The sequence below is a fragment of the Streptomyces sp. F63 genome, from assembly GCF_018070345.1.
Taxonomy (GTDB): Bacteria; Actinomycetota; Actinomycetes; order Streptomycetales; family Streptomycetaceae; genus Streptomyces.
The window spans coordinates 1-12,925 of the sequence record NZ_JAGPXX010000020.1; the positions used below are offsets into that span (position 1 = coordinate 1).

At 74.0% G+C, this 12,925-nt stretch carries 10 protein-coding genes and 1 pseudogene; 9 read left to right on the forward strand and 2 right to left on the reverse strand.

All coding sequences use genetic code 11. The annotated features are described in order from the left end of the window. Together KBZ10_RS30345 and KBZ10_RS19570 are read right to left on the reverse strand one after the other, a co-directional pair. A pseudogene (locus KBZ10_RS30345) lies at positions 1 to 113 on the reverse strand (IS607 family transposase); the annotation flags it as partial. Between the two features lie 196 nt (positions 114 to 309). Next, complete coding sequence (locus KBZ10_RS19570) at positions 310 to 1,131, reverse strand: NAD(P)-dependent oxidoreductase (RefSeq protein WP_210988960.1); 822 nt, start codon at positions 1,129 to 1,131, stop codon at positions 310 to 312. 242 nt (positions 1,132 to 1,373) lie between these two features. Here KBZ10_RS19570 and KBZ10_RS19575 point away from each other — a divergent pair, with 242 nt between their 5' ends. The 9 genes from KBZ10_RS19575 (at position 1,374) to KBZ10_RS19615 (ending at position 12,826) form a co-directional block, all read left to right on the forward strand. After that, on the forward strand, positions 1,374 to 2,582 hold the full coding sequence (locus KBZ10_RS19575; protein WP_210988961.1) for a hypothetical protein: 1,209 nt from the start codon (positions 1,374 to 1,376) through the stop codon (positions 2,580 to 2,582). Positions 2,583 to 2,754: 172 nt separating this feature from the next. Then, complete coding sequence (locus tag KBZ10_RS19580; RefSeq protein ID WP_210989048.1) at positions 2,755 to 3,456, forward strand: GntR family transcriptional regulator; 702 nt, start codon at positions 2,755 to 2,757, stop codon at positions 3,454 to 3,456. A 353-nt stretch (positions 3,457 to 3,809) separates the two neighbouring features. Beyond that, positions 3,810 to 4,712, forward strand: coding sequence for a dihydrodipicolinate synthase family protein (locus KBZ10_RS19585; RefSeq protein ID WP_210988962.1), 903 nt, complete (start codon positions 3,810 to 3,812; stop codon positions 4,710 to 4,712). Between the two features lie 74 nt (positions 4,713 to 4,786). After that, positions 4,787 to 6,493, forward strand: coding sequence for an L-arabinonate dehydratase (araD, locus tag KBZ10_RS19590; RefSeq protein ID WP_247702659.1), 1,707 nt, complete (start codon positions 4,787 to 4,789; stop codon positions 6,491 to 6,493). Positions 6,494 to 6,699: 206 nt separating this feature from the next. Continuing rightward, positions 6,700 to 7,623 (forward strand): carbohydrate ABC transporter permease, encoded by a 924-nt coding sequence (locus tag KBZ10_RS19595; RefSeq protein WP_210988963.1) that lies wholly within the window; start codon positions 6,700 to 6,702, stop codon positions 7,621 to 7,623. After that, a complete protein-coding gene (locus KBZ10_RS19600) occupies positions 7,620 to 8,552 on the forward strand; it encodes a carbohydrate ABC transporter permease (RefSeq protein ID WP_210988964.1) in 933 nt (310 codons plus the stop codon). The genes KBZ10_RS19595 and KBZ10_RS19600 overlap by 4 nt, the downstream gene beginning before the upstream one ends. A 41-nt stretch (positions 8,553 to 8,593) precedes the next feature. Next, entirely contained in the window at positions 8,594 to 9,931 is a 1,338-nt protein-coding gene (locus tag KBZ10_RS19605; protein WP_210988965.1) for a Gfo/Idh/MocA family protein, read from the forward strand. After that, entirely contained in the window at positions 9,928 to 11,292 is a 1,365-nt protein-coding gene (locus KBZ10_RS19610; protein WP_210988966.1) for a sugar ABC transporter substrate-binding protein, read from the forward strand. Before KBZ10_RS19605 ends, KBZ10_RS19610 begins: the two co-directional genes overlap by 4 nt. Positions 11,293 to 11,491: 199 nt before the next feature. After that, entirely contained in the window at positions 11,492 to 12,826 is a 1,335-nt protein-coding gene (locus KBZ10_RS19615) for a polysaccharide lyase family 1 protein (protein ID WP_210988967.1), read from the forward strand. Positions 12,827 to 12,925: the final 99 nt, after the last annotated feature.

Below are 12,925 nucleotides of genomic sequence, written 5' to 3' on the forward strand. Positions count from 1 at the left end.
ATCGTGCGTGGCCCGACCCGCTGAGCCGGTACCGGCAACATCCCCTCACGGAACCAGCGATACGCGGTCTGCGGATGCACGCCCTGCGTCTTCGCCCATTCCGTCAGATTCACGCTCTGACAACGACCCTCACTCATACATGGTTACGCTCACTTACCCGACTTCGAGGACCAGCAGATGGCGACCCCTCTCCGGACGCGTCCAGCCCGTGGACGAATATCTGGCGGCCCTCTGCGCCGCCTCGCGGAGCGCGGATTCCGGACCTCCGGCCTGAGGCCCGGCCCGTGCCCCCGTCCGGCGGCCGGGTGGTCAGTGCGGCCAGCGGGGCGGGTTGGTGCAGAAGTGGCCGCCCAGGTGGGCGTGGTCGGGGTCGGCCGGGTCGAGTCCGCCCTGTTCCGCGAGGAGCTTCGCCGCGTACGGCTCCGAGTCGTCCCGCGGCTCGTAGCCCAGCGCCCGCGCGGAGGAGAGGTCCCACCACAGGCGGGTGTTGGCGGAGCTGCCGTAGACGACGGTGTGGCCGACGTCCCGGGCGGTCAGTGCCGCGTGCAGCAGCCGGGCGGCGTCGGGCGGGCTCAGCCAGAGCGAGAGCATCCGCACCGTGGTGGGCTCCGGGAAGCAGGAGCCGATGCGGACGGAGACGGTCTCGATGCCGTGCTTGTCCCAGTAGAGGGAGGCCAGGTCCTCGCCGAAGCACTTGGAGAGGCCGTAGAAGGTGTCGGGCCGGTGGGGGGCCTCGACGGGCAGCGGCGCGGTGTCCTCGCCGGCCGGGCGGGGGAGGAAGCCGACGGCGTGGTTGCTGGAGGCGAAGACCACGCGGCGCACGCCTTCCTCGCGGGCGGCCTCGTAGAGGTGGTAGGTGCCGCGGACGTTGGAGTCGAGGATCTTCTCGAAGGTGGATTCGAGGGAGATCCCGGCGAGGTGGACGATGGCGTCGACGCCGCGGACCGCTTCGCGGAGCGCGTCCCGGTCGGCGAGGTCGGCCGTGATGGAGACGGTGCCGTCGGGGACGCCGGCTACGGGGACGCGGTCGAGCAGCCGGAGGGTGTAGCCGTACGGGGGCAGCAGGTCGCGCATCAGGGTGCCGAGGCCGCCGGCGGCGCCGGTGAGCAGGACGGTGCGGTCTGCGGGCATGGCGGTGTCTCCTCGGGAGGGCGGCGGCCGGCGGGCCGGGGGCCGGTTCGGGGCGGACGTCGTGCGCAGCCGTGCGCGGCGGAGCGGGTGGGCGATCTCCGCGACAGACTCTGCCATCGCGCAGTAAGCGCTGTCATCCCCTCGTCGGCGCTCTCTTGACCGCCTTCGGGGCCCGTCCTAGCGTGACCGCTTCCGCGGACGGGTCCGCCGGCCGGACGGCCGGCGGCCGGTGAGGAGACGACATGCGAGCCTCGGCCTTTCTCTACCCCTGGGACGTGGTCGGCGATCCGTACGCCCCGGTGCGGGTGGCCCGGCTGGGGGTGCGGCAGGTGACGCTGGCCTCCGCCTACCACGCCACCCGGGCTCTGACACCCCGTCATCCACGGCACCGGATCGTCACGGCACGGCACGCGGCGGTGCTCTACCCACCCGACCCGGTCCGCTGGTCGGGGCGCGCGCTGCGGCCGTACGAGCAGCGGTGGACGGAGGGCCCCGACCCGTTCGGGGAGGCGGCGGAGGCGCTGGCCGGGGCGGGACTGGAGGTGCACAGCTGGGTGGTGCTGGCGCACAACTCCCGGCTGGGCGAGGAGCATCCGGAGACCTCCGTGCGCAACGCCTACGGCGACCGGTATCCGTGGGCGCCCTGCATCGCCCGGCCCGAGGTGCGGGACTACGCGGTCGCGCTGGCCGCCGAGGCCGCCGTGCGGCCGGGGGCGCGCGGCACCGAACTGGAGTCCTGCGGCTGGTACGGCCTGGCGCATCTGCACGCGCACGACAAGACGGCGGGGGTCGCGCTCGGCGGCGCGGGGCACTACCTGATGTCGCTCTGCTTCTGCGCGGTGTGCGAGGAGGGGTACGCCGGGGCGGGCGCCGATCCGGAGCGGCTGCGGGCCGCGGTGGTGACGGCCCTGGAACCGCTGTGGCGCGGGGAACCCGGACCGGAGACGGGACCGCCCGGCGACCGCGGGGCGGAGTGGGCGGCGGTGGAGAAGCTGCTCGGCGAGGAACCGGCGGACGCGACGCGCCGCTGGCGCACGGGGGTCGCGGACGCCTTCCGGCGGGCGGCGGTCGCGGCGGTGCGCCGGGCGGCGCGGCCGGGGTTCCGGGTGCTGCTGCACGCGGACCCGGCCTGGCACCGGTGCGGAGCCAACGCCGGCGCGGACCCGGCGGACCTGCTGGACGTCGCGGACGGTGCCGTGCTGCCCTGCGCGGGCGGTGCCGCGGGGCGGGTCGAACGGGCCGCCGTTCTGGGGCCGTTCGCCCGGGTGCGGACCGAAGGGGCCGTCCTCGCGGCGAACTTCGCGGTCGTCTCCGGTATGGGCGGCAGCCCGGGCACCCTGGCGGCGGACGCGGCCCATGCGGCGGAGCTGGGCGCGGACGAACTCCGGCTCTACCACGCCGGACTGGCCTCCGACACCGACCTCGCGCAGGTCCGGGCGGTGCTGGCCTGAACCGGGGCGCGGGGCGGGGCGGTTGGCGTCCCCGGGTTCTCCGGGGACCGCGGAAAGCTCTTTCTGCGCGGGGCATTGACGGGAGGGCGGTGCGGCCCTAACTTCATCGCGTCGTCCCTCGTATGTCATATATCAGACGCGATACGCGAGATCGGAGAACGTCGTGGTCACCGTGCCCGGTCCGCTTTCCGCTACCCCGGCCCCGATCCCCTCCCGCACGCAGGTCGTGCTGGAAGCGGTCAAGCACGGCATCCTCACCGGCCGGCTGAGCCCCGGCCAGCCGCTGGTGGAGACGGAGCTGGCACAGCGGTTCGGGGTCTCCAAGACCCCGGTCCGGGAGGCCCTGAAGACGCTCGCGGGCTCCGGACTCGTCGTCATGAACCAGTACAAGGGCGTCACCGTACGGACCGTGGACGCCGCCATGGCCCGGGAGGTGTACGACGTCCGGCTGCTGCTGGAACCGGAGGCGCTGCGCCGCTCGGTCCTCCGGGAGGCGTCGCTGGACGCGGCCCGGGAGGCCCTGGAGCGGGCCGACCACTCCTCCGACCGGGCCGACCGGAGCCTGGCCAACCGGGACTTCCACCGGGCGCTGTACCTGCCGTGCGGCAATCCGCTGCTGGCCCGGATGCTCGACGACCTGCGCGACCAGGCGGCCCTGGTGTCGGCGGTCGCCTGGGCGTCGGTGCCGTCCTGGGAGCGGGAGGCGCGCGAGCACCGGGAGATCCTGCGGACGGCGCTCGCGGGGGACGCGGACGGCGCGGCACGGCTGCTCCACGAGCACATCGGCTCCTTTGTGCGGCGGGCCTTCCCGGACGCCGTACCGGATCCGGCCGTACCGGATCCGGTGGCGCCGGAGCGGACCGCCGGTTCCTGACCCGCGGCCCGGGCGGCGGCCGGCCGGCGACGGCCCCGCCCGGACCGCGCGCAGCACCACCCCCGTACCGCACGACGACCGCATTACGGCAGAACCGCACCACGGCAGAACCGCATCACGGCCGTACCGGCCGGCGGCGGCCCCCGTCCGCCGGGCGCTACCCGGCCCGGCGCACGAACAGCACCCGCACCGCACCACCTCGCACCCGCACCACCCCGCACCGCACAGCACCGCACCGGCGGCCCGGCGCAGGAACATGCCGGCGGGCCGCCATCCAGGCCACGGGCCGCCCGCGCACCGGGGGCCCGGAGCACAGACCGCGGCACGCGCCGCGCACGGAAAGGGCGGACAGCATGGACCAGGCACGGCTGAAAGCGGCTCTCGCCGAGGTCGTGGCGATACCGGTGACGCCGTTCGACGCGGACGGCCGCGTCGAACGGGCGGCATACCGCGCGCTGCTGCGCCGGCTGCTCGACGGGGGAGTCGTCACCGTCACCCCGAACGGCAACACCGGGGAGTTCTACGCCCTGACCCCCGGGGAGCGGCGCACCGTCGTCGAGGACACCCTGGCGGAGACCGCCGGGCAGGCCACCGTCGTGGTCGGGGTCGGCCACGACGTGCCGACCGCCGTCGGCGCCGCCCGGCACGCGCGGGACTGCGGCGCCGAGATGGTGATGGTCCATCAGCCGGTGCACCCCTACGTGTCGCAGGACGGCTGGGTCGACTACCACCGCGCCATCGCCGAGGCGGTGCCCGAACTGGGCGTCGTCCCGTACATCCGCACCGAGCGGCTGGACGGGGAACGCATCGCCCGGCTCGGCGGGCTCTGCCCCAATGTGGTGGGCGTGAAGTACGCGGTGCCGGACGCCGCACGGTTCGCGGCCGTCGCCCGGGACGCGGGCCTGGACCGCTTCACCTGGGTCGCCGGGCTGGCCGAACTGTACGCGCCGGCGTACTGGGCGGTGGGGGCCACCGGTTTCACCTCCGGCCTGGTCAATGTCGCCCCCCGGCTGTCGCTGGCGATGCTGGTGGCGCTGCGCGCCGGGGACTACGCCGCCGCCATGGCGGTCTGGGAGCGCGTACGGGAGTTCGAGGAGCTGCGCGCGGAGCGGCAGTCGGCGAACAACGTCAGCGTCGTCAAGGAGGCGATGGCCGTCCTCGGTCTCTGCCGGCGCGCGGTGCGGCCGCCCAGCCGGCCGCTGCCCGAGCCGGAACGCGGCCGGGTCGCCTCGCTGCTGGCGGGGTGGGACCTGTGACCGGCGGCCCCGGCAACGCCGGCGCGGCCGCGGACGGCGCCGCCCGGCCCGAACGGGGGCGCGGCCCGGAGGAGCTGCGCAGCCACGCCTGGTACGGCACCGGGGGCCTGCGCGCCTTCAGCCACCGGGCCCGCACCCGGCAGCTCGGCTACCTCCCCGAGGAACACCTGGGCAAACCGGTCGTCGCGGTCCTCAACACCTGGAGCGACATCAACCCCTGCCACCAGCACCTGCGCGAGCGGGCCGGGGCCGTGAAGCGGGGCGTCTGGCAGGCGGGCGGTTTCCCGCTGGAGTTCCCGGTGGCCACGCTCTCGGAGACCTTCCAGAAGCCGACGCCCATGCTCTACCGGAATCTGCTGGCGATGGAGACCGAGGAGCTGCTGCGCTCCTACCCGGTGGACGGCGCCGTGCTCATGGGCGGCTGCGACAAGACCACCCCGGCGCTGCTGATGGGGGCCGCCTCCGCCGGGCTGCCCGCCGTCTTCGTCCCGGCCGGGCCGATGCTGCGCGGTCACTGGCGCGGCGAGACCCTCGGCTCCGGCACCGACATGTGGAAGTACTGGGACGACAAGCGCGCCGGGCTCATCGGCGACCGCGAACTGGCCGAACTGGAGTGCGGGCTGGCCCGTTCGCCGGGCCACTGCATGACCATGGGCACCGCCTCCACCATGACGGCCGTCGCCGAGGTCCTCGGGGTGACCGTGCCCGGTGCCTCCTCGATCCCCGCCGTGGACTCCGGGCACAGCCGGATGGCCGCCGCCGCCGGGCGCCTCGCCGTCGACCTGGTGCGGCGGGACCTGCGGTTGCCCGAGATCCTGACCCGCGAGGCGTACGAGGACGCGATCACGACCGCCGTGTCACTCGGCGGCTCGACCAACGCCATCATCCATCTGATCGCGATGGCCGGCCGCTCGGGCGTGAAGCTCACCCCGGACGACTTCGACACCATCGCCCGGCGGGTGCCCGTCCTCGCCAACCTCCGCCCCGGCGGGGCGTATCTGATGGAGGACTTCCACTACGCGGGCGGGCTGCCGGGCCTGCTGGGGCGGCTCGCCGAGGCCGGGCACCTCCACCTCGACCGGCCCACCGCCGCCCACACCACGCTGCGGCAGCAGATCGCCGGGGCGCTGGTCCACGACGACGACGTCATCCGCCCGGTGGACCGCCCGCTCGCTGCGGAGGGCGGTATCGCCGTGCTGCGCGGCAACCTCGCCCCCGACGGGGCCGTGATCAAGCACATCGCCGCCGATCCCCGGCTGCTGCGGCACACCGGCCCCGCCGTCGTGTTCGACGACTACCGGCAGTTGCAGGAGCGGATCGACGATCCCGCGCTCGGCATCACCGCCGCCAGCGTGCTCGTGCTCCGCGGCTCCGGCCCGCTCGGCGGCCCCGGGATGCCCGAGTACGGGATGCTGCCGATCCCCGCGCATCTGCTCAAGGAGGGGGTGCGGGACATGGTGCGGCTCTCCGACGCCCGGATGAGCGGCACCAGTTACGGCGCCTGCGTGCTGCACATCGCCCCGGAGTCGCACGCCGGCGGGCCGCTGGCCCTGGTCCGCACCGGGGATCCCGTCACCCTCGACGTGCCGGCGCGGCTGCTGCGCCTGGAGGTGGACGAGGCCGAACTCGCCCGCCGCCGCGAGGCACTGCGGCCGTCGCCGGACCGGTACGGGCGCGGCTACGGCGCGCTGTACCAGCGGCACATCACCCAGGCCGACACCGGCTGCGACTTCGACTTCCTGGCCCGGCCCGGCGAGGTCCCCGAACCCTACGCGGGCTAGCGGCGCGCGCCGCGCCCCAGCCCCCGCCCCAGCCCCCGCCCCTGCTCCCGCGCAAGCCCGCGTCCCCGCCCCGTGCCGCCCCGCACCGTCCCGTCCCCGTCCCGCGAACGGAGCCGCCGCACCCCGCGCAGTAAGCGCTTAACCCCTCGCCGGCGCACCCCCTCCGACACCCGTACCGCTCGCCCCGCTCGACCGAAGGAGCAGTCATGGCCCTCGCCGTGGCGAAAGAACCCCGCGGGACCGGCCGCCGCCGGGCGGGCGGCCCGGCCCGTCTCCCGTATCTGCTGATCTCACCGGCCGTGCTGCTCATGCTGGGCTTCCTGGCCTATCCCATGATCAGCGTCCTCTACTACAGCCTGCGGCACTACAACGTCACCAAGCCCTGGCGGAACGGCTTCGCCGGGCTCGACAACTTCTCCGCCCTCCTCGCCGACGACCTCTTCTGGCAGAGCCTGGTCTTCAGCGCCCAGTGGGTCGGCACCGAGGTCTCCCTCCAGCTCGCCCTGGGCCTGGCACTGGCGCTCATCGTCAACCAGACGTTCGTGGGCCGCGGCATCTCCCGGGCCCTGGTCTTCTCCCCCTGGGCCGTCTCCGGCGTGCTGACCACCACCATCTGGATGCTGCTCTACAACCCGTCCACCGGGGTCAGCCGCTATCTGGCGGACGCCGGTGTCGGCTCGTACGGCACCTCGGTGCTCTCCGACCCCGGGACCGTCTTCTGGGCCGCCGTCCTCGCCGAACTCTGGCGCGGTGTCCCCTTCTTCGCCATCCTCATCCTGGCCGACCTGCAGTCCATCCCCCGGGATCTGTACGAGGCGGCCTCCGTCGACGGCGCCGGGCGGACGCGGCAGTTCCTGCACATCACCCTGCCGCACCTCAAGGACGCGATCGTCCTCTCCACCCTGCTGCGGGCGGTGTGGGAGTTCAACAACGTCGACCTGCTCTACACCCTCACCGGGGGCGGGCCGGCCGGCGCGACCACCACGCTGCCGCTCTACGTCGCCAACACCGGTATCCACGGTCACGACTTCGGCTATGCCTCCGCGCTCACCACCGTCGCGTTCGTGATCCTCCTCTTCTGCTCGATCCTCTACCTGCGGCTCAGCAAGTTCGGAGGCGACCGCTCATGACCACCACCGCCATCACCGAGCAGGGCGCGGCCACCCGGGTGCGCGCCGGAGCGCACTCCGGAAGCGCGCCGCCCGCGCGCCGCTTCCGGCGCGGCCCCGGCACCGGCGGCGGCGCGGCCGGGGACCGCACGCCGCGCTGGCAGATCCACCTGCCGCTGGGGCTGTATCTGCTCTTCACCCTGGTGCCGTTCTACTGGATGCTGCTGTTCGCCCTGCGGCCGGCGGGTTCCACCTCGCTGGTGCCCTGGCCGGCCACGGCCGCGCACTTCGACAAGGTGTGGAACGACCTCGGGTTCGCGGTCTTCTTCCGCAACAGCCTGCTGGTCGGCGTCGCGTCCCTGCTGATGACGACGGCCGTGGCGCTGGCCGGCGGCTACGCGCTGGCCCGGTTCCGGTTCCGGGGGCGGAACGGCTTCATGCTGGCGCTGCTGTGCTCGCAGTTCATCCCGGGCGCGCTGATGCTCGTACCGCTCTTCGAGATCTTCCGGGAGCTGGCCCTCGTCAACTCGCTGTGGAGCGTGGTCATCGCCGAGACGGTCTTCCAGCTGCCGCTCTCGCTCATCCTCATCAGCGGTTTCATCCGCAATGTGCCGGCCGAGCTGGAGGAGGCCGCCTGGGTCGACGGCTGCGGGCGCTTCCGCGCCTTCTGCGCGGTGGTGCTGCCGCTGCTGCGGCCGGGACTGATCGCGGTCGGTTCCTTCGCCTTCGTGCACAGCTGGAACCACTTCCTCTTCGCACTGATGTTCCTCAGTTCGCAGGAGAAGTACACGATCCCCGTCGGACTCAACTACACGATCGGCGCGGAGAGCGTCGACCTGGGCGCACTGGCCGCGGGCGGTGTCGTGGCCGCCGTGCCCGTGGTGATCGTCTTCGCCTTCATCCAGAAGTGGCTCATCGCCGGCTTCAGTGCCGGGGCGGTCAAGGGCTGAGCCGCCCGCGGGCGGCCGGGAACAGCGCATCGGAGAATGACATGACGGCAGTTGACGGAGCGAACGCCGGGCCGGGCACCGTACCGGAGGCCGGGCCCGGCCCCGGACCCGCGGGCGGCCCGGACGGGCCGGTGCCCGTGGTGCTCGCCGGGGGGCGCGGCCACGGCTCCTGGCACCTGGAGAACCTGCGGCGGCTCGCGGCGGCCGGACGGGTCCGGCTCGCCGGGGTGTGCGAACCCCGGCCCCTCGCCGCGGCGGAACTGGCCGGATTCGACGGGGTCGAGCAGTCCCCGGACCTCGCCGGGCTGCTGGAGCGCACCGGCGCGCGGATCACCGTCGTCTGCACGCCGATCCACACCCACACCGAACTGGCGCTCACCGCCGCCCGCGCCGGCTCCCACCTGCTGCTGGAGAAGCCGCCGACGCCCTCGTACGCGGAGTTCCTGCGGCTCACCGAGGGCGTCGCGGCCGCCGGCACCGCCTGCCAGATCGGCTTCCAGTCGCTGGGTTCACACGCCCTGGACGCCATCGCGGAGCTGATCGGCGGCGGGGCCGTCGGCCGGGTGCGCGGCATCGGCGGTGCGGGAGCCTGGGTGCGCGGCGAGGACTACTACACCCGCGCCCCCTGGGCCGGGCGGCGGGCCCTCGGCGGCCGGGACGTCGTCGACGGCGTCCTCACCAACCCCCTCGCGCACGCCGTCGCCACGGCGCTCCGCATCGACGGCAGCGACCGGGCCGAGGACCTGGCCGGGATCGAACTGGAGCAGTACCGGGCCCACGAGATCGAGGCGGACGACACCTCCTGCCTGCGGCTCACCACGGTGCGCGGCACCCGGATCACCGTGGCCGTCACCCTCTGCGCCGAGCGGTCGTCCGACCCGTATCTGATCGTCCACGGCGACCGGGGCCGGATCACCTTCTGGTACACGCGGGACCGGGTGCTGCTGCGGCGCGCCGGACACCCGCCGGAGGAACGCCGGTACGGGCGGACGGATCTCCTGGAGGACCTGCTCGCCCATCTGGCCACCGGCTCGCCCCTGCTCGTGCCGGTGGACCGCACCGGCGCGTTCACCCGCGTCGTCGAGGCGGTCCGGACGGCGCCGCCGCCGGTGCGGCTGCGCGAGCCCGACTGGCACCGGGCGGACGGCCCGGCCCGGCGCACCGGCGGCACGGCGCCGCGCCGGGTGGTCGCGGGGGTCGACGCGCTGGTCGAGGCCGGTGCCGAGACCCTCTCGCTCTTCTCCGAACTGGGCGCGGACTGGGCCGTACCGGCCGCGGCGGCGGAGCGCACCGGCACGGCGGTACCGCAGCAGGCGGCATGGCAGCAGCACATCGAGAACGTCGAACCGAGGACCGAGAACCGAGGAGAGCCGGCATGACGACAGCACACCGACCCCAGCGCCCGGGCCCGCGCCCCGCGAGAGCGATACGGCCCGCGGCGGCCGTGGCCCTGACCGCCGTACTCGCCCTGACGGCGGGCGCCTGCGGGGACTCCGGCGACGCGGCCGGGGGAGAGGGCGACGGCAAGGGCACCGTCGAGTTCTGGGACAACAACGGCGGGGTCCGCACCCCCGTCTGGAAGAAGATCATCGCCGCGTTCGAGAAGAAGCACCCGGACATCGACGTCACGTACGTGCCCGTGCCGATCACCGAGGTGCAGCAGAAGTACGACACCGCGATCGCCGGCGGCGGGCTGCCGGACGTCGGCGGCGTCAAGACCGCGGATCTGGCGAACATGGTCGCGCAGGGCGCGCTGGAACCGGTCGGTGACCGCATCGAAGAGGGCCCGCTGGGCGGCACGCTGTCGCACGGCATGGTGGAGAGCGTCCGTGCCGCGGGCGGTGAGGGCGAGGAGATGTTCTCCGTCCCGACCTCCGCCAACCAGAGCGTCCTGTGGTACCGCACGGACCTCTTCGAGAAGGCGGGGCTGGACGCGCCCGACGACTGGGAGACGTTCTACGAGGCGGCGGAGAAGCTGACCGACGCGGACGCCAACGAGTTCGGCTTCACCCTCCGCGGCGGTGCCGGATCCGTCGCCCAGGCCCTGGACATGATGTACGCCCAGTCCGGGATCGACACCTTCTGGAAGGGGGAGAAGACCACGGTCAACGCCCCGGAGAACGTCGAGGCGCTGGAGAAGTACGTGGGCCTCTACAAGAAGGCCACGCCCGCCGCCGACCTCAACAACGACTTCACCAAGATGGTCGCCCAGTTCGACAGCGGCGACATCGGGATGCTGCTGCACAACCTCGGCTCGTACCCCGACCATGTGAAGGCGTTCGGGAAGGACCGGATCGCCGGCATCCCGCTGCCGCCCTCGGCGGAGGGCGCGCCGCGCACCATCCCGTCCAACCCGGTCGACGGGCTGGGGCTGTTCCGCAGCAGCGACAACAAGGCCGCGGCCTGGACGTTCATCGAGTTCGCCGTCTCCCACGAGATGAACAGCCTCTGGAACGAGGAGGCGGGCGCCATCCCGGCCCGCACGGACGCCGCCGGGGACGCCTGGATCGAGGACGCGGCGCCGGTGCAGGCCGCGATGGAGTCCGTCAACGACCCCGAGACGAGGATCGTCCAGCTGCCGTACCAGCTGCCGGACTGGAACCACATCAGCAAGGCCGGCACCGAGCCGGACTTCCAGAGACTGCTGCTGGGCGAGATCACCGCCAAGGAGTTCGCGGACAAGCTCGCCGGGCTCCTCAACGAGGCCCGGGCGGAATGGTCGGAGCAGCAGGACCAGTGAGCTGTCCCGCGGGCACGCGGCGGCCGCACCCTGCCCCGCCGCTCCGCGACCGGTCCCCGCCGTCGTGACCGCCGCCGCCCCGGCCGCGGCGGCGGGCGGCCCCCGCCCGGGGAGCGGCTCCGGCGCGCGGCTTCCCGGCCGGGCGCCCCGGCTCCCCTCCCTTCCGTACGTTCCCCTCTCACCCCCCCAGGAGTCCGACATGCCGAGAGTGTCATGTCCCGTGCGTGCCGCCGCCGCTCTGCTGTGCGGCGCCGTGCTCGCCCTGGCCCCCGTCCCCGCCGGGGCCGCCGGGCCGTCCGCTTCTGCTCCCGTCCCCGTGCCCGCACCGCGCGGCGACCGGCCGGTGCTGCCCGCCGGAGACGGCTGGGCCTCGGCGGAGGGCGGCACGACCGGTGGTGCGGCCGCCGACGCGGACCACGTCTTCACCGTCCGCAGCCGGGCCGAGCTCGCCGCCGCGCTGAACGGCGGCGACCCCACCCCCAAGGTCATCCGCGTCGCGGGCACGATCGACGCCAACACCGACGACGCCGGGCGCCCCCTCTCCTGCGCCGACTACGCCACCGACGGTTACTCCCTCGACGGCTATCTCGCCGCCTACCACCCGGACACCTGGGGCGACGCCGACCCCTCCGGGCCGATGGAGGACGCCCGCGCCGCCTCCGCCGCCCGGCAGGCGGCGCGGGTGCGGCTGGCCGTCGGCTCGAACACCACCATCGTCGGCGCGGGTCCCCATGCCCGTCTGCTCGGCGCAAGCCTCCAGGTCAAGGCTGCCGAGAACGTCGTCATCCAGGGCGTCATCTTCGAGGACGCGTACGACTGCTTCCCGCAGTGGGACCCCACCGACGGTGCCCACGGCAACTGGAACTCCGAGTACGACAACCTCGTCGTGTACGGCTCCCGCCACGTCTGGATCGACCACAACACCTTCACCGACGGCCGCCGTCCCGACAGCGCGCAGCCGCACCACTTCGGGGTGCTGTACCAGCAGCACGACGGCGAGCTGGACATCGTGCGCGGCGCCGACCTGGTCACCGCCTCCTGGAACGTCTTCGCCGACCACGACAAGACCCTGATGATCGGCAACAGCGACGGTGCGGGCGACACCGACCGCGGCCGGCTGCGGGTGACCCTCCACCACAACCTCTTCCGCGATGTGACCGAACGGGCGCCCCGGGTGCGCTTCGGCCGGGTCGACGTCTACAACAACCACTATCTGACGACCGGCGGCCGCTACGGCTACAGCTGGGGCGTCGGCTTCGAGTCCCGCCTCGTCGCCGAGGCGAACGCCGTCACCCTGCCGGACGCGGTGGACCCGGCGAACGTCATCAAGAGCTGGAAGGGCACGGCCCTCACCGAGCGGAACAACCTGGTGAACGGAGCGGCCGTGGACCTGCTCGCCGTGCACAACGCCGCCGTCCCCGACGAGCGGCTCGGCGACGACGCGGGCTGGACGCCCCGGCTCCGGCCCCGCGTCGACCACCCGCGCGCCGTCCCGTACCTGGTGGCCCGGCACGCGGGCGCCGGGCGGCGCTGACCGGGCAGGGCCCGGCCCCGGGCGGGGGGCCGGGCCCGCCGGGCCGGCCGGCACCAGCGGTGGTCCCGGGGACGGGAGAGCCTTGACCCCCTCGGCGGC